We start from the raw sequence: 17,035 nt of genomic DNA, 5'->3' as shown, positions 1-17,035 counted from the left end.
ATTCCTTCCGAAACCGTTTTATCCTGCCCGGCCAACTTCACCCGGTGGTGGTCATGAGAATCGAAAGGCTCAGGGAATACATAGCCGAAAAGGAACTGGACGGCGTAATAATAACCCACAGACCAAACCTTTACTACTTCACGGACTCTGCCCCCGTTCTCGGCGGCTACCTGCTCGTAACGGCTGACGAGGCGCTCTTCCTCGTTCCCCAGCTTGAGTATGAGGAAGCCAAAGAAACCTCGCGCGTTCCCGTTGAGGCATTCAAGCGCGGGCCAGAGCTCTTCGAGAGGCTCAAGTCCTTCAAGCTGAGGAAACTCGGAATCGAGGGGAGAACCGCTTATTCAACCGTCCAGAGCTACCGCGAGAAGCTCGGAGCTGAAGAGTTCGTGACCGTTGATGACGTCATAAAGGAGCTCAGGATGATAAAGACGAAGGAGGAGCTTGAGGTCATTCAGGCCGCGTGCGAGATAGCGGACCAGGCGATGCTCGTTGCCATAGAGGAGATAAGCGAGGGCAAGCGCGAGAGGGAAATAGCCGCCAAGATGGAGTACGTCATGAAGATGAACGGCGCTGAGAAGCCGGCTTTCGACACGATAATCGCGAGTGGCTGGCGCTCGGCCCTTCCCCACGGTGTCGCGAGCGACAAGAGAATCGAGCGGGGTGAGTTCGTCGTCATTGACGAAGGTGCGCTCTACAACCACTACAACTCCGACACGACGAGGACCATCGTGGTCGGCAGTCCCAACGAGAAGCAGAAGGACATCTATCAGGCTGTCCTCGAGGCCCAGATGAAGGGCGTTGAGATGGCGAGGCCGGGAATAACCGCGAAGGAGCTCGACACAATCGTTAGGGACGTCATCAGGGAGTACGGCTATGGGGACTACTTCATCCACTCAACGGGACACGGCGTCGGCCTTGAGATACACGAGTGGCCCGGCGTGAACCAGAGCGACGAGACCGTCCTCAAGCCCGGTATGGTCGTCACTGTCGAGCCGGGCATCTACCTTCCAAAGTTCGGCGGGGTCAGGATAGAGGACACGATAGTCATAACCGAAAACGGGGCCAGGAGGCTGACGAGGACGGAGAGGGAGCTAATCTGATTCCACATAACTTTTTATTCCACCGATGCGTATTAACAACCTGGCGGTGGTAATGATGGAGAGCGTTGAGAAACTCATCCTCCAAGAGCTTCACGAGATTAAAGGGGAGCTTAGAGCGCTCAACTCGAAGATTGACAGCTTTGCGGGCTATTTCGAAGCCGATGAGGATGAGCTTCAGGAGCTGATGGCTGAGTTGGAGGACGCTAAGAAAAAGGGCGTGAAGCTCGAGGAGGTTCTCCATGAGCTATGAGGTCGTTCTTTCGAGAAACGCTCTGAAGTACATTAAGAAACTGCCCCCCAATGACAGGGAGCTAGTAAAGGGGGCCCTTCTTAAACTCAGTCAGAATCCCTGGTTCACACAGTATAAAAAGCTTAGGGTTATCCGTTTTATCGCATAAGGGTTGGAGATTATCGCATAATATACAGCGTTGACGAGGACTCAAAGACGGTCTACGTCGTTCGCATAGGGAGAAGAGAAAACGTTTACGGTCTCTAATCCCCTATCATCGCCATTATTTTTCTGTGCAGGGCTTTAATCAGTTCCCTCCTGTCCTCCATCAGAACCACGTCGCTCGAGCCTATAGCTTCCAGATTGAAGGCGAAGGGACTCGGAACGGCGTTTCTCTGGAAGACCACCCTTATCTTCCCCTCCCGAACCCAGCTCAGGAAAAGCTCAGCGTTTTCCACGTCCATCTTGTCCTCCATAATCTCGCGGTAGACCTCCTTCAGGAGCGGGAAGTCGGGGTAGTTCTCCTTGAGCACCTTGAGTAGCGAGACCGCCATGACCTGTTGCCTGCCGAGCCTCTTGCTCCTCCCGACGTAGCGCCTCAAAATTAGCAACCCGCGGTTGGCGACGTGCCTGAAGCGTCTTTTCAAAAGCTCGGTGTTGTCCAGGGCCCGCTTTAACGTTTCCCTCAGGTCCTCAACCTTGAAAAGCTCCATCACTTCCTCCTCGCTCAGCTCGACCTCCGGCGGAAGGAGCAAAGCAAAGCCGTTGTCGTTTATCACTATCCCGACGTTGCAGTTCTTTTTCTTGCTCACGAGGTAAGCGAAGGCCCTGCTTAACGCATCGTTGGCGCGCCTCCCTACGAGCGTGTGGAAGAAGTAGCGGTTCCTTTTGTCCTCTGGAACGAATTCCACCAGAAGGGTCTCGTCGTCGGGAACCACCGAATACCTCGCCTGCTCGCGGAAGTAATCGATTATGGCGCGCGAGGCCTTCTCGTCTATCCCGTACTTCCCCATCAACCTTTTAACGGCGTCCTTCCTGCTGAGTAGCCCCTTAACCTCCCCCCTAAACCGCTGAATATCCACCGCTAAATCGAAGCTGAGCGGGAGCATCTCGGAGAACCACGCTGGAATGGTCGGCTTGGCGCCCTCGCGCGGGATGACGTAGAGCTTGTTGCCCCTGCTCTTGACGAACTCGTAGGTTCTTCCAGCTAAGACGAAGATGTCGCCGGGCATCAGCCTCTCGGCGAACTCCTCCTCAACGGTTCCGATTAGCTTTTTGTCCATTGTGTAAACCCTGATTTTAGCCTCATCTGGAATCGTGCCGACGTTCATGTAGTAAATCGCCCTCGTCATCTTTCCGCGCTTTCCGAACTTCCCGTCCTCCAGCCATACCTTGGCGTAGACCTTCCGCTCCTCCAGTCCGGCGTATTCCCCGGCCAAATACTTCAAAACGCTCATGAAGTCCTCGAAGGGCAAATCCCTGAATGGATAAGCCCTTCTGACAACGCGGTAAGCTTCATCAACCTCCCAGACTTTGTTTAAGGCCATCCCGAGGAGGTGCTGGACGAGGACGTCGAGCGGGTTCTTTGGAATTCTGACGCGGTCTAAGCGCCTGTTCCTCGCGTTGTGCGCCAAAACGGTGACCTCGACCAGGTCATCTCTATCGAGGGCTAAAATAACTCCCTTGCTGACCTCGTGTAGTCTGTGGCCGGCCCTCCCTATTCTCTGTAAAGCGCGGTTCACGCTCTTCGGCGAGCCGATTAGAACCACCAAATCAATCGTTCCAATGTCTATTCCGAGCTCAAGGCTGGTCGAGCTGTTTTTTGAGACGAAGCCATTGACAACGTAGTTCCCTGTTTCGGAGTTCAATATGCCATAAGCATCGGTGATGAAAACAGGTTCAATGGATTCAATTCTATCAAAGAAAACGTCTCCCTCGGCGAGTTTTCTAAGCTCCTCGATTTCAGGAATTATGTTTTCCCTCCTCTTCTCTCTTGCAACCCTCTCGTAAAAATCGAGAAGTTTCACCAAGTTTCTTCTGCTGATTTCACGGGTTCCGAGTTCGACTTTCACGGGATTATAAAAGCCAGCCTTTTGAAGCCTGTAAGAGCTGATACCAAGTGCTTCCCGGAGCTTTCTCAGGCGTTTGCCGATTCCTGGGATTACATCTTGGTTGGAGTACCCTTCCCTGGGGATTTCCTTTATCTTCCTAAGTTCTGGACGCCAAGGTTCGATTAGCTCCCCAAATTTCCTGAGGTACTCTCCTCCCAAGATGGCAACGGTGTAAGACGTCCCGGTCTTTCTTATCTCTCTGTCCCTGAAGAGCTGCCGTTCATTGTAATACCTTCTCCTGATGGAGGCAACGATTCCGAGCTGAAGCAAGAGAGTGCGTATCCCCTCGGCGAACTCGGGGTTGAACGTAGCGAAGCCCGCTGAATACACTCGCCTGCCTTCTTTTATCTCAAGGTACCCATCACCATCGAAGTACCCTGAGAGAAACTGAGCTTTGTGCTCCTTTGGAAGGCGGTAGAGTATCTCTGGAAATCTGCCGTTGAGGGATTTCTTGCCCCCATCCCCAACGAACTCTCTGAACATGTGAAGAAGAACGTTAAAGGAAAGCTCAAGAGAATACGTACTCTCGTTTTGCTTTCTTATGCTTCCCTCGATTCCAAGCTCCTCTTTGGCGAGCTTGGCATAATGCTTAAGCATGTCCAAATCGCTGGAGAACAGCGTTACCGTGCCACCTTTCCACGAACCATCGGCAATCCAGAAACCGAGCAATCGAGCCAGCCCAGGTGTGAACCTCTTCGGCAATTCGTAGCTGTTTTTGTCGGAAGTTATCCTCACCACATCGCTTTTGTCAAGGGTCATTCCAACTTCCTGGAGGACCACTTTTAGTTTGCTCCACCTAAATGGATACTCCCCTCGGAGTTGCCTCGATAAGTAGCTTCCACTCATGCCTAGCTTTCTTGCAAAAGCGTTAATTGAACAGAATTTAGTCTGAATGTTCTTCTTCAGCTCCCTTAGAAATTCAGTCCGAAGGTGCAGGTATGCGGAGTCCGGGAGGATTTCAAAAATGGGCACTTCTTCATCCGGACTTGGCAACCTGCGCAGAACTCCAACGTAATCACCCGGTTTAAGCTTCTCAACCTCAACCCAGGTGAGCTTTCCATCCTTTATCGTCAGGAACTTATGTTCCCGCGTGGCTTCAACTTCAAAGCCGAGCCTTGTCTTAAGCCTGACACCAGTCGAGTTGTATTCGATTCTGTGAGTTCCCCCAAACTCAACAAAACGACTCCTTGATTCTTTAACTCCCACGATTTTCTCGTCTACACCAAGACCGTCAATTCTCCTAATGCCTCTGGGGGTAATAATTTTGGAATGACCCGAAACGCACACGACAGCTTTTAACTCGCCCCTCTTCAGCTTCTCCTCCACGTCCAGCCTAACCTCGCGCGACAGGCTTGAGTGGTGCGCTTCTATGAGGCCTTCAAACTCGGGATAGCGCTTCTTGAGGTTGAATGCAACCCTCTCGGCACCGCTCCTCGTGTTGGTGAAGATTAACGTCGTCCTGTGCTCCCTGATAAGCTCCGCCAGCCTCCTGTAGAGCGCCTCGCTCAGCGCTCCTGCAGGAGTGTAGATTAGGTCCTCGACGACGCTCTCGACCTTAATCTCTGTTTGCTTGGCGAAGCTAACGTCAACGATGAGGCCCGGCCTCGGCTTCCCCTCGTCATCGAAGCCGAAGACGAACTTCGCTATCTCCTCGAGCGGGTGTATCGTCGCACTGAGACCTATTCTCACAAATCTCTCCTCGGCCATCTCCTGGAGCCTCTCAACGCTCAAAGCCAGGTGGGAACCACGTTTGTTCTCCGCTAAAGCGTGAACCTCGTCTATGATAAGGTATCTCACCGTCTTCAGCCTCTCGCGGAACTTGGGGGCGTTTAGAGCTATTGCGAGGCTCTCAGGGGTGGTTATTAGAATGTGGGGCGGTTTCTTCACCATCTTGCTCTTCTCGTAGCTCGACGTGTCGCTCGTCCTTATGCCGACGCGGATTTCGGACAAATTGTAACCGAGCTCCCTAGCCACTTCCTTGATTTCGGCCAAAGGTCCTTCTAAGTTGCGCTTTATGTCGTTGTTCAAAGCCCTCAGCGGTGAGACGTAGAGGACGTAGATTTTATCCTCGAGTTTGCCCTCCTTTCCGAGGAGAATCAGCTCGTTTATGGCCGAAAGGAAAGCGGAGAGCGTTTTTCCGGAGCCGGTCGGCGAGGAGATGAGCACGTTCTCACCTTTGTGAATTTCCATAACCGCGTAGCGCTGTGGGGGCGTGAAGCTTCCGAACTTTCGCCTGAACCACTCCCTAACCGGCTCGCTGAGGATTGAGAATATCTCCTCATCGCTGTATTCCCTTCTCGCCCACCGTATTCTTTTCCCCGCCATCTGCCACCCATTGGACTTTCGGTTTTTAAACTATTCGGTTGGTTAAGCAAACTTTTTAAGTGGGCTTGGCGAACTAAATCCGGTGGGAGAATGGAGGTCGAGGAGAAGCTCAGGAAGGTTCTTGACGAGTTCAACCGCCTCCACGGTAGCGAGGCCAGCGCGAGGATTCTAAAGCTCGAGGGAGACGAGGTAATCATAGAGTTTGAGGGTTCCTTCTGCGCCACCTGCGGGTTGTACGACTACTTCGACGACATCAAGTGGGAGGCGATGGATTTTGGCCTTGAGCTTGAGCCGGTGGGGGTTCTTGAGGCAGAGGAAGACGAGTTCGAGCACGGCCGCTACGTCGTGAGGTACCGGCTCCCACCCAAAAGGCTTAAGTAGCTTGACCTGCTCAGAATTCGGCTTCAGTATCGACCGGGAAAAGCTTTATAACCGGGCCTTTTAAGTTAAGCCGACAAGCTCATCCAAAGGTGGTGCGTTATGGGAAGAAGGGAAGAGATGATTGCGAAGATTAAGGAACTCATGACCCAGCCTGAGAGAATCAGGAACATGGGTATCGCCGCTCACATTGACCACGGTAAGACCACGCTGAGCGATAACCTGCTCGCCGGTGCTGGAATGATAAGCGAGGAGCTCGCCGGAAAGCAGCTCGTCCTCGATTTCGACGAGCAGGAGCAGGCGAGAGGTATCACCATCAACGCGGCTAACGTTTCGATGGTCCACAACTACGAGGGCCAGGACTACCTCATCAACCTCATCGACACCCCGGGTCACGTTGACTTCGGTGGTGACGTTACCAGGGCCATGCGTGCCATAGACGGTGCCATCATCGTCGTTGACGCCGTTGAGGGTGTCATGCCCCAGACCGAGACCGTTCTCAGGCAGGCCCTTCGCGAGTACGTCAAGCCGGTTCTCTTCATCAACAAGGTTGACAGGCTCATCAAGGAGCTCAAGCTCGGCCCGAACGAAATACTCAACCGCTTCGCCAAGATAATCACCGACGTCAACAGGCTCATCAAGCGCTACGCCCCCGAGGAGTTCAAGAGCCAGTGGATGGTCAAGGTCGAGGACGGTAGCGTCGCCTTCGGAAGCGCTTACTACAACTGGGCCCTCAGCGTCCCGTTCATGAAGAAGACCGGCGTTTCCTTCAAGGACATCGTCGAGCTCACCAACGCCAACGACTTGAAGACCCTCAGGCAGAAGGCCCCGCTCCACGTCGTCGTTCTCGATATGGTCGTCAGGCACCTCCCGAACCCGCTTGAGGCCCAGAAGTACAGGATTCCGCACCTCTGGCAGGGCGACATAAACAGCGATGTCGGCCAGGCCATGCTCAAGTGTGACCCGAAGGGCAAGATGGTTATGGTCGTCACCAAGATAATCATCGACAAGCACGCCGGTGAGGTTGCTACCGGCCGTGTCTGGAGTGGTACCGTCAAGAGCGGTAAGGAAGTCTACCTCATCAACAGCAAGAGAAAAGCGAGAATTCAGCAGGTCGGTATCTACATGGGTCCCGAGAGGATTAACATGGAGGCCGTTCCGGCTGGAAACATCGTCGCCGTCACCGGTCTGAGGGACGCCATGGCCGGTGAGACCGTCTCAGAGGAGCCGATTGAGCCGTTCGAAGCCCTCCACTACGTCAGCGAGCCGGTCGTTACCGTTGCCATCGAGGCCAAGAACGTTAAGGACCTCCCGAGGCTCATCGAGGCCCTTAGACAGCTCGCCAAGGAGGATCCGACCCTTCACGTCAAGATTGACGAAGAAACTGGCCAGCACCTCCTCAGCGGTATGGGTGAGCTCCACCTCGAGGTCAAGCTCGTCAAGCTCAAGGAAGACTGGAAGATTGACGTCGACGTTTCCCCGCCGATAGTCGTCTACCGCGAGAGCGTCACCAAGAAGAGCCCGATAGTCGAAGGAAAGTCCCCGAACAAGCACAACAGGTTCTACATCACCGTCGAGCCGATGCCCGACGAGATTTACGAGGCAATAAGGGAGGGCATAATCCCAGAGGGCAGGCCCAAGAACCCGAAGGAGGTCGCCAAGAAGCTCGCCGAGCTCGGCATGGACTACGAGATGGCCAAGGGCATCGTCGACGTCTACAACGGCAACATGTTCTTCGACAACACCAAGGGTATCCAGTACCTCAACGAGGTCATGGACCTCCTGGTTGACGGATTCCACATGGCGATGGACGAGGGACCGCTCGCCAAGGAGCCGGTCATGAAGGTCATCGTCAGGCTCCACGATGCCAAGATACACGAGGACAACGTCCACCGCGGTCCGGCCCAGATTTACCCGGCCATCAGGACTGCAATCCACTGCGCCATGATGAAGGCCGGTCCGGTCCTCTACGAGCCGTACCAGAAGGTCATCATCAACGTTCCCTACGAGTACATGGGTGCCGTCAGCAGGGAAATCAACCAGAGGCGCGGTCAGCTCATCGACATGAGGCAGGAAGGCGAGGTCATGATTATAATCGCCGAGGCTCCAGTTGCGGAGATGTTCGGATTCGCTGGAGCCATCCGTGGAGCCACCAGCGGAAGGGCCCTCTGGAGCACCGAGCACGCCGGATTCAAGCGCGTTCCGAGCGAGCTCGCCGTAAACATCATCAGGCAGATACGCCAGAGGAAGGGCCTCGACCCGAACCCGCCGACCGAGAAGGACGTCTGCCCGCAGCAGTGAAGCCGTCCCGGCTTTCCGTTTCTTCACCTTTCTTGAATTTTGACTTTGGTTCACATTTCGGTCCGTTCTTCAGTCCAATCCTCTCGCTCCGAGAATAGGAGGCCTGATTTTGACAGATACGCGTTTAAGGGCGATTAGTTAACTTTTTAAACTCGCCCCTCAAGTTAGGGTCGGAGCTCATGAGGTCCCCCCGTAAACGGCGGGTTCCCCGCCCGAGGGGGCCGAGGTTCGAAAGATTTAAAAAGCCGTCCTAGTCAACGAGACTAGACCAAAAACTGGAGGTGTTTGAAAATGCCGAAGGAGAAGCCGCACGTTAACATCGTCTTTATAGGCCATGTAGACCACGGAAAGAGCACCACCATCGGAAGGCTGCTCTTTGACACCGCCAACATACCGGAGAACATCATCAAGAAGTTCGAGGAGATGGGTGAGAAGGGTAAGTCCTTCAAGTTCGCTTGGGTCATGGACAGGCTCAAGGAGGAGCGCGAGAGGGGTATCACCATCGACGTCGCTCACACCAAGTTCGAGACCCCGCACAGGTACATCACCATCATCGACGCTCCGGGCCACAGGGACTTCGTTAAGAACATGATTACCGGTGCCAGCCAGGCTGACGCCGCCGTTCTCATCGTCGCCGCCACCGACGGTGTCATGCCCCAGACCAAGGAGCACGCCTTCCTTGCCAGGACCCTTGGTATCGGCCACATCATAGTCGCCATCAACAAGATGGACATGGTCAACTACGACCAGAAGGCCTTCGAGAAGGTCAAGGCCCAGGTCGAGAAGCTCCTCAAGATGCTCGGCTATAAGGACTTCCCGGTCATCCCGATTAGCGCCTGGGAGGGCGACAACGTCGTCAAGAAGAGCGACAAGATGCCCTGGTACAACGGTCCGACCCTCATCGAGGCCCTTGACCAGATACCCGAGCCGCCGAAGCCGACCGACAAGCCGCTCCGCATTCCGATTCAGGACGTCTACTCCATCAAGGGTGTCGGTACCGTTCCGGTCGGCCGTGTCGAGACCGGTGTCCTTAAGGTCGGTGACGTCGTCATCTTCGAGCCGGCCAGCACCATCTTCCACAAGCCCATCCAGGGTGAGGTTAAGTCCATCGAGATGCACCACGAGCCTCTCCAGGAGGCTTACCCGGGTGACAACATCGGATTCAACGTCCGTGGCGTTGGTAAGAACGACATAAAGCGCGGTGACGTTGCCGGACACACCGACAAGCCGCCGACCGTCGTCAGGCCGAAGGACACCTTCAAGGCCCAGATAATCGTCCTCAACCACCCGACCGCCATCACCATCGGTTACACCCCGGTCCTCCACGCCCACACCACCCAGGTTGCTGTTAAGTTCGAGCAGCTCCTCGCCAAGCTCGACCCGAGGACCGGTAACGTCCTCGAGGAGAACCCGCAGTTCATCAAGACCGGTGACTCAGCCATCGTCATCCTCAGGCCGACCAAGGCCATGGTCATCGAGCCGGTCAAGGAGATACCGCAGCTCGGCAGGTTCGCCATCCGTGACATGGGCCAGACCGTTGCCGCCGGTATGGTTATCTCCATCCAGAAGGCCGAGTGATTTCTTCGGCCTTTCCTTTACTTCCTAAACTTTAGGAGGGACGGAAATGCAGAAGGCGAGGATTAAGCTTGCAAGTACGAACATCAAGGCCCTCAACGAGGTCACCGACCAGATTAAGCAGATTGCCGAGAGGACCGGTGTCAGAATGAGCGGTCCCATACCGCTCCCGACCAAGAGGATAAGGATTACTACCAGAAAGAGCCCCGACGGAGAGGGTACTGCTACCTTCGACCGCTTCGAGCTTCGCGTTCACAAGAGGCTCGTCGACATCGAGGCCGACGAAAGGGCCATGCGCCAGATTATGCGCATCCGCGTTCCTGAGGACGTCACCATCGAGATTGAGCTCATCTCCTGATTTCCTTTATGCGCCGGGGTAGCCTAGCCTGGGAAGGCGCGGGCCTGGAGAGTCCGTGGGCGCTTGCCCGCCAGGGTTCAAATCCCTGCCCCGGCGCCAAACTCCTTTTGTCATCTCATTCTCCTTGGAACTAGTCTCGTGCAATAGTTTTTGGGCAAATACCAAACACAGAAAAGCACGTTTTCTGATTCAACATTCTCAATGGAGTGGAGTTAATAAGCGGAGAAGATAAAAGAACAGAGACTAAGTGGACTCAGTAGCGCCTTCTTCTCTGCCTCGGCTTCTTCTTGCCCCACCTGTGCCTGTATTCGTTCTCAAGCTCGTCACGCCGAACCATTTCCCTGTACTCCTTTGGAAGTTCCTCGCTCAGCTCCGACTTCCTGACGTCAACCCCTGCCTGCCTCGCTATGTACCTGAGCCTCCTTAGCTCACCGGGCGCGATGAAGGTTATGGCCTTCCCCTTCTTCCCCATTCTACCTGTTCTTCCAATCCTGTGGATGTACTGCTCAGCGTTCATGGGGATTGAGTAGTTGACAACGTGGCTTATCTCAGGGACATCAATCCCCCTCGCGGCAACGTCTGTCGCCACGAGAATCTCGGTCTTCCCGCGCTTGAACCTTCCAAAGGTCCTCTCTCTTGATGGCTGGCTCATGTCCCCGTTGAGGGCCTCGGCCTTAAAACCATCCCTCCTGAGCCTCTCCGCCAGTTCCCGAGTTTCCACCTTCGTCTGGCAGAAGATTATGCCGTAGAAGTCCTCGCTCAGGATTTTCTTGAGGATTCCGTAGCGCCTCGCCGGGACGGCCTCTATAAACTCCTGCTCGACCTCGCCTGGAACCAGCTCGTCCCTACTCACGATGACAACTTCGGGGTTTTTCATGTACTTCTTGGCGAGCAACAGAACGTCCATCGGCATCGTCGCCGAGAACATCATCACGCGCTTTTCCCTTGGAGTGGCCCGGAAGATTGCCTCAATGTCCTCCTGAAAGCCCATATCAAGCATTCTGTCTGCCTCGTCGAGGACGAAGAAGCGGAGCGAGTCAAGTCTGAGCGTTCCGCGCCTTATGTGGTCGAGCACCCTGCCGGGCGTTCCAACGACGATTTGAGCCCTCTCAAGGGCCCTTATCTGGGGCCCTATCGGCTGGCCTCCATAGACGGCGTAAATGTCTATCTTCCGCTTCCCGCGTAGCGAGCGAAGCTCCTCACTCACCTGTATTGCCAGCTCTCTCGTCGGCGTTAGAATGAGTGCTTGGACTTCCTTTCTACGCTCATCAACCAGGTCGAGGATTGGGAGGCCAAAGGCCGCTGTCTTTCCACTCCCGGTCTTTGATTGACCAACAACGTCGCTCTTTCCGTCGAGAATGAGCGGTATAACTTCCCTCTGAACGTCCGTGGGTTCTGAGAAACCCTTTCTCTCAACGGCCTCAACGGAGGCCTTCGATAAGCCAAGCTCCTTAAAACTCATTTTTCAAATCTCCTTAACACTGAAGTCTCAAACGCGCTCCCTCTCAGAACGCGCCGAGGAGAAACGCGTTTTGGCGGGCCGGGGGGGATTCGAACCCCCGACCTGCGGATTAAGAGTCCGCCGCTCTAACCAGGCTAAGCTACCGGCCCACGACCCGAAACCATAGAGGGGAAGTGTATTTATAAATTTTTCGGTTCGCAACCGTTATTAGTCCCAAAAACAAAGAGAACATGGGGGCGAAGTGGTTGGCCGGGGGATTTCAAACAGTTAAGCTTCTTGCCGAGATTGTTGCCTTCGCCACCCTTACCTCCGCCGTTGTGGTAGTCTACTCGCTCCGCGACATTCTGACAAGCTACGTGGATAGGAAAACTCTGAGGGGAGTTTTTCTAGGAATATTTATCTTCTGGCTCGGCTACCTTGAGAACGTTTTTAACGACCTGTACAAGACGGAGCTCACGAAGGTTCTTGACGATGTTCTCGTTGCCGTTGGTATGACAATCATCGTCGTGACGGCGTTTCAAATGAAGAAACAAATCAGAGCGGTAAGACCAAAAGTCGTGACCAAAGGACCGAGTTTTCTAAAACCTGGAGCGTACATAACAGGTCTTGTGGTGCCATCGAAGATACTACCTCTCCTCCAGGGAAAACAGCTTCTTGCAATCACGAGACATCCAAAACCGTACGAAGAGCATGGCATCCCTTATATCTGGATTAGCAACGTTCCCGCTGAAAACACCGTAAGGCCGACGGAACTTGCCCCTCTCCTTCACAGGGTGCTCTCAGACGCAGATGAGAACACGTTCATAATCGTGGACGGGCTTGAGTACTTAATCCTGAACAACGGTTTTGAGCCCGTTATGAAGTTCCTCATGAACCTGAAGGACAACCTTCTCACGAGGAATGCAGGGATGGTCGTAATAGTTGACCCGAAGACCCTCGATGACAGACAGATGAACATGCTGATGAGGGAGTTCGAGAGGTTGCCCCTCCAGAAACCGTAAAATTTATAAAGGCCCCAACGCCCTTATATCTGGCAACGCGGGGGTTGCCGAGCCTGGTCAAAGGCGCGGGATTGAGGGTCCCGTCCCGTAGGGGTTCCGGGGTTCAAATCCCCGCCCCCGCACCAGAAACTTTTGCCAAGCAAAAGTTTCATCAAAGTTTGTGGTTCTCTTTTGAGTTGCTGTTCTTTGAGTGGATTTCTCTTGATTGCTCCTGTGGAAATGTGAATTTCTCTAAGGGCGTCTTTTAACAAGGGGTTCAAGCCTTTTTGCGCTCCTTTGGAGCGCGGGTAAATGGAACCCGCGTGGAAGGCCCTAATCCAATGAATTCAAACTTCCAACGGCTGGCTTGGTTTTGAAATCCTATTATGTCGGAGCTTTGAAGAAGAATCACAAACTTTTGGAAAAAGCTTCACCAAAAGCTCGTAGCTCTCGCTCAAAGGCTCAAAGGAAGAAGATTTTACTGAGAAAATCGAGCGTTACAAGAGAGAACCAACCAAAACAGCCCTTTCAAAGGGTTTATTTTCCTTTGACGCCCTTTGGGCGTCGATTTAAATTCAAACCCACAACAAGGAGCAACTTGAGATGTTCTCACACTCAAAACAGCCAACTGAAGAGAAACTCACCCGAAATATCGCTTTCCAAAAGGAGCTACTAACTTTGATGAAACTTTTCGCCAGAAAAGTTTCTGTGGTGCCGGGGCGGGGCTTTGAACCCCGGACCTCTCGGTTTCTCAGGCTCCCCCGAGGGGGAGTGGCCCTATGAGCCGAGCGCTCTGACCAGGCTAAGCTACCCCGGCACTGCCCGAGCGCTCGACCTATACCTTCCGGCGGGCGTTTTTAAATCTTTCGCTAATAGTAGTCGTACGCGTAGGCCCACGTAAGCTTCCTCTTTATGACCTTGCCGTAGTAGTAGCCTATGAGGATTCCGGCGAGAAGTCCGCCGAGGTGGGCGTAGGCGTTAACCCCTGGCAGGAAGCTGTTGATTAGGAACAGCACGAAGGCGTTCATAAGGGCCATCTGCATGTTTCCGCCGACGACGCCTGTGATTGTTATCAGCGCCCCCGCGATACCGAAGAGCGCCCCGCTCGCGCCCGCACTGACGACGTTGGGAGGCATAAGGAACAGCGTCAGGAGGTTTCCTGCTAAGCCAGAGACTATGTAAATCATGGCGACCCGCTTGGGCCCGAGTATTCTCTCAAGCTGGCTCCCCATGACGAGGAGGAAGTACATGTTGAAGAAGATGTGGATTATATTCACGTGGACGAACATCGCCGTGAAGGGTTGCCACCAAGCCCCGAGGTGCAGAACAGCGTAGTTCCACTGGCCGAGGGTCGCTAAGACGTTCCCGCTGATGCTTATCGGGTTCCTGCTGAGGATTGCCTCAACCACATAGACGGCGACGTTTATGAGGAAGAGCGTGAAGGTTGCCTTCCCGTAGCGGTGGAAGTAGCGCTCAAGGCTCATTCTCCAGCTCCTCCAGGATTATTTTCAGGATTCTCTCGTTCGCGACTGCGATAACGTTGGTGTTAACCTCAGCCTTCAGCTCGAACTCAAGGGGTTTTCCCTTCTCATCGGTCACCAGTCCACCGGCTTCCCTGACGAGCATAACCCCAGCCGCTATGTCCGTTGGTCTAACGTAGTTCCTTATGTCAAAGACCCCGTCAAGCGAGCCCTTGGCGGTGTAGGCCATCTCTACCGCTATCGCCCCGAGAACGCGGACCCGCTTAACTCTTTTCACGAGTCCGAGGCATCTTCCGCGCGTGTAGAAGCTTATCGCCTCCTTCCCAGGCTCGGGCTCGTTGACGTGAATCTGCCTTCCGTTGAGGTAAGCCCCTTCACCCGGAATGGCCTCGTAGAAGGCTTTCGGGAAGAACTCGTAGATTGCCCCGTAAACGGGTTCCCTCTCCTTGAAGACGGCGAAGCTGAAAGCGAATATCGGGATTCCCATCGAGAAGTTGTAAGAGCCGTCGAGGGGGTCAACGACAACTGTGTAGTCGCTTCCAACGTCTATCTCTCCGACTTCCTCGCTCACTATGTTGACGCCGAGCGGTTTGAGGTGCCTTATAATCAGGTCCTCCGCGACCTTATCAACGTACTTCGTCACGTCACCGCTCACGTTCGTTCCGACGTTTTCCCCGGCCTTCTTTGTTCCGAAGAGGGGCATTATCGTCTTCTCCAAATCCTTTGCCATGTTAAGGGCAATCTCATTCCACGCAAACTCCATCTCAACCACCTCAGCTTAACAGGGCTATGAGCAGGTTCCTCGTTCCCGGACCGAATCCGAGGATGAAGACCGTCAGCTTGACGAAGTTTATAAGCTCGGGGTCCTCATCGGTCATCAGCCTGTCGAGAACGTAAACCACGAGCGTGATTATAACGAGCTTCTCGAGGTACATAACGGCTGGCGTTCCAAACAGGTTCATCAGCGTCCTCGCGAGAACGTGCTGTTCCCAGAAGCCGAAGAACTGGATTCCAACGAACGTCGTCGTCGCGTCGTAGAAGTGGGTGTAGAAGAGTATCCTGTTGTTCCTCACGAGCTCGAACTTCCTTGAGAGGAGCCAGATGAAGGATTCAGCAACGAGAAGGCTTGGGAGGAAGTACTTGAAGTAGTCCCACCTGACCGAAAACTTCTCCCAGTTGATGACCGCTATGAAGAGCAGACCCGCGACGAGGACCCACCCGAAGTCGCGATAGATTGGGTAGAGTCTGTCATCCGGTCCGAGATGCATCCAGACGGCAAAGAGGGACGCTATCGCGAAGCCCGCTATGACGAAGTAACCGCCGGGGCTGACGGTCAGGTAGGTTCTTGGGAGAGCACCGAGGTCAGTTATGCTCCTCATCAGCGGGCCGAGGAGTATGTAGGGCATCAGGGCGACGAAGAACCGCTCGTCTACCTTTATCCCCATCTTTTTGAGCATCTTATACAGGAGCAGAACGGCGACGCCGAGGATTATGGCGTAAACGAGGGTGTTCACGACGTTGTAACCCTGATTGTACTTTATAGGTTCAACGAAATAGCGGTAAAAAAACTCCCCAAAGCTCATTCGACCACCATAGACGGTTGTTCCGATAGCCTTAAAGCTTTTCCTTCCGAGAGGTTAGGGGTGGGAGAATGAAGGGAGTTCATCTGATGCAGCTTCCCCGCGAGGTTCTGCTGGGCGAGGACCTTAAAGGGGAAGTTGTGAACGTTGCGAGACGGCTGGGCCTCGGCGAGAAGGCCCTTATACTCTACGGGCCGAGAACGAAGGAGATAGCCGGTAAGGACGTTGAGGATAGCCTTAAATCCGAGTACGAAGTCGTTCCGCTCACCGTTAGAAAGGGCGCGACGATGGAGGGAGTTGAGAGGACGATAGACCTGATAAAGGACGAAAGCGCCGACTGGGTCATCGCGGTTGGTGGGGGGAGCATAATAGACGTCGCCAAGCTCGCCTCCTTCAAAACGGGCGTTCCCTTCATCAGCTTCCCAACTACAGCTTCCCACGACGGCATAGCGAGCGCCAATGCCTCGATAAGGGATTTGGGCGCCAAAACTTCAGTCAAGGCCGTCCCGCCGATAGCGGTCATAGCGGACGTTAAAGTTATCAAAACCGCACCCTACCGCTACCTCGCGGCAGGGGTTGGGGACACTATAAGCAACCTGACGGCCGTAAGGGACTGGCAGTTGGCGCACAGGATTCGTGGCGAATACTACAGCGAGTACGCGGCCTCACTCAGTCTAATGAGCGCGAAGATGGTCATGAGGAACGCCGACATAATACGGCTCGGCAACGAGGAGAGCGTTAGGAAGGTCATAAAGGCCCTAATCTCCACGGGCGTTGCCATGAGCATAGCAGGCTCTTCAAGACCCGCGAGCGGTGCGGAGCACCTCTTCAGCCACGCACTCGACATGCTCCTCGACAAACCGGCTCTGCACGGCGAGCAGACGGGACTCGGGACGATTATAATGGCCTACCTCCACGGCATGAAGTGGGAGCGCGTTAGGGAAACCTTAAAGAGGGTCGGCGCACCAACTACAGCATACGAGCTCGGAATCGAGCCGGAAATTATAATCGAGGCCCTCACGATTGCTCACACGATAAGGCCCGAGCGCTACACAATCCTTGGAAAGGACGGCCTCACCCGCGAAGCGGCCGAGAAAGCCGCTAAAATCACCGGAGTTATCTGACTATCATCTCTCACAACTTCAGGAGGTGTTT

At 54.2% G+C, this 17,035-nt stretch carries 15 protein-coding genes and 4 tRNA genes; 12 read left to right on the top strand and 7 right to left on the bottom strand.

Annotation, left to right across the window (positions count from 1 at the left end; all coding sequences use genetic code 11):
• Positions 1 to 47: 47 nt before the first annotated feature.
• From pepQ to ACYQ04_RS02665, 4 genes are read left to right on the top strand one after another with little or no spacing between them, the layout of a single operon-like run.
• Positions 48 to 1,100, top strand: coding sequence for a Xaa-Pro dipeptidase PepQ (gene pepQ / locus ACYQ04_RS02680; RefSeq protein ID WP_460127301.1), 1,053 nt, complete (start codon positions 48 to 50; stop codon positions 1,098 to 1,100).
• A gap of 52 nt (positions 1,101 to 1,152) precedes the next feature.
• Positions 1,153 to 1,350, top strand: a complete 198-nt coding sequence (locus ACYQ04_RS02675) for a hypothetical protein (protein WP_460127299.1) — start codon at positions 1,153 to 1,155, stop codon at positions 1,348 to 1,350.
• The gene (locus ACYQ04_RS02670) at positions 1,340 to 1,498 is read left to right on the top strand and encodes a type II toxin-antitoxin system RelE family toxin (protein WP_460127130.1); all 159 of its coding nucleotides are present in this window, start codon (positions 1,340 to 1,342) and stop codon (positions 1,496 to 1,498) included. Before ACYQ04_RS02675 ends, ACYQ04_RS02670 begins: the two co-directional genes overlap by 11 nt.
• Positions 1,495 to 1,596, top strand: coding sequence for a type II toxin-antitoxin system RelE family toxin (locus tag ACYQ04_RS02665; RefSeq protein ID WP_460127297.1), 102 nt, complete (start codon positions 1,495 to 1,497; stop codon positions 1,594 to 1,596). Before ACYQ04_RS02670 ends, ACYQ04_RS02665 begins: the two co-directional genes overlap by 4 nt.
• Here the strand turns inward: ACYQ04_RS02665 and ACYQ04_RS02660 are convergent.
• On the bottom strand, positions 1,593 to 5,765 hold the full coding sequence (locus tag ACYQ04_RS02660) for a DEAD/DEAH box helicase (protein WP_460127129.1): 4,173 nt from the start codon (positions 5,763 to 5,765) through the stop codon (positions 1,593 to 1,595). The genes ACYQ04_RS02665 and ACYQ04_RS02660 overlap by 4 nt on opposite strands.
• Before the next feature lie 90 nt (positions 5,766 to 5,855).
• Between ACYQ04_RS02660 and ACYQ04_RS02655 the strand changes: the two genes are divergently transcribed.
• The 5 genes from ACYQ04_RS02655 to ACYQ04_RS02635 all read left to right on the top strand — a co-directional run bounded on the left by ACYQ04_RS02655 (position 5,856) and on the right by ACYQ04_RS02635 (position 10,476).
• Complete coding sequence (locus ACYQ04_RS02655) at positions 5,856 to 6,146, top strand: hypothetical protein (protein WP_460127128.1); 291 nt, start codon at positions 5,856 to 5,858, stop codon at positions 6,144 to 6,146.
• A 99-nt stretch (positions 6,147 to 6,245) separates the two neighbouring features.
• On the top strand, positions 6,246 to 8,444 hold the full coding sequence (locus tag ACYQ04_RS02650) for an elongation factor EF-2 (RefSeq protein WP_460127127.1): 2,199 nt from the start codon (positions 6,246 to 6,248) through the stop codon (positions 8,442 to 8,444).
• 291 nt (positions 8,445 to 8,735) lie between these two features.
• A complete protein-coding gene (tuf, locus tag ACYQ04_RS02645) occupies positions 8,736 to 10,022 on the top strand; it encodes a translation elongation factor EF-1 subunit alpha (RefSeq protein WP_460127126.1) in 1,287 nt (428 codons plus the stop codon).
• Between the two features lie 46 nt (positions 10,023 to 10,068).
• A complete protein-coding gene (gene rpsJ / locus ACYQ04_RS02640) occupies positions 10,069 to 10,377 on the top strand; it encodes a 30S ribosomal protein S10 (RefSeq protein WP_012571711.1) in 309 nt (102 codons plus the stop codon).
• 12 nt (positions 10,378 to 10,389) lie between these two features.
• Positions 10,390 to 10,476, top strand: a tRNA-Ser gene (locus ACYQ04_RS02635).
• A 154-nt stretch (positions 10,477 to 10,630) separates the two neighbouring features.
• On the opposite strand, the gene ACYQ04_RS02630 is transcribed toward ACYQ04_RS02635, so the two are convergent.
• Positions 10,631 to 11,839 (bottom strand): DEAD/DEAH box helicase, encoded by a 1,209-nt coding sequence (locus ACYQ04_RS02630; RefSeq protein WP_460127125.1) that lies wholly within the window; start codon positions 11,837 to 11,839, stop codon positions 10,631 to 10,633.
• 71 nt (positions 11,840 to 11,910) lie between these two features.
• Positions 11,911 to 11,988 (bottom strand) — tRNA-Lys (locus ACYQ04_RS02625).
• Between the two features lie 81 nt (positions 11,989 to 12,069).
• On the opposite strand from ACYQ04_RS02625, the gene ACYQ04_RS02620 reads away from it, so the two are divergent.
• Positions 12,070 to 12,840: a DUF835 domain-containing protein gene (locus ACYQ04_RS02620; RefSeq protein WP_460127124.1), complete on the top strand. Its 771-nt coding sequence runs from the start codon at positions 12,070 to 12,072 to the stop codon at positions 12,838 to 12,840.
• 37 nt (positions 12,841 to 12,877) lie between these two features.
• Positions 12,878 to 12,965, top strand: a tRNA-Leu gene (locus ACYQ04_RS02615).
• A gap of 563 nt (positions 12,966 to 13,528) precedes the next feature.
• Here ACYQ04_RS02615 and ACYQ04_RS02610 read toward each other — a convergent pair.
• The 4 genes from ACYQ04_RS02610 to ACYQ04_RS02595 all read right to left on the bottom strand — a co-directional run bounded on the left by ACYQ04_RS02610 (position 13,529) and on the right by ACYQ04_RS02595 (position 15,883).
• Positions 13,529 to 13,636: transfer RNA gene (locus ACYQ04_RS02610), tRNA-Met, on the bottom strand.
• A 52-nt stretch (positions 13,637 to 13,688) separates the two neighbouring features.
• Positions 13,689 to 14,303, bottom strand: a complete 615-nt coding sequence (locus tag ACYQ04_RS02605) for a rhomboid family intramembrane serine protease (protein WP_460127123.1) — start codon at positions 14,301 to 14,303, stop codon at positions 13,689 to 13,691.
• Positions 14,293 to 15,063, bottom strand: a complete 771-nt coding sequence (locus ACYQ04_RS02600) for a bifunctional fructose-bisphosphatase/inositol-phosphate phosphatase (protein WP_460127122.1) — start codon at positions 15,061 to 15,063, stop codon at positions 14,293 to 14,295. Before ACYQ04_RS02600 ends, ACYQ04_RS02605 begins: the two co-directional genes overlap by 11 nt.
• Before the next feature lie 10 nt (positions 15,064 to 15,073).
• Entirely contained in the window at positions 15,074 to 15,883 is an 810-nt protein-coding gene (locus tag ACYQ04_RS02595; protein WP_460127121.1) for a DUF63 family protein, read from the bottom strand.
• Between the two features lie 68 nt (positions 15,884 to 15,951).
• Between ACYQ04_RS02595 and ACYQ04_RS02590 the strand changes: the two genes are divergently transcribed.
• Positions 15,952 to 17,004: an NAD(P)-dependent glycerol-1-phosphate dehydrogenase gene (locus ACYQ04_RS02590; protein WP_460127120.1), complete on the top strand. Its 1,053-nt coding sequence runs from the start codon at positions 15,952 to 15,954 to the stop codon at positions 17,002 to 17,004.
• Positions 17,005 to 17,035: the final 31 nt, after the last annotated feature.

This window comes from Thermococcus prieurii (assembly GCF_054657655.1).
This window is presented reverse-complemented; position numbering and strand designations above follow the sequence as displayed.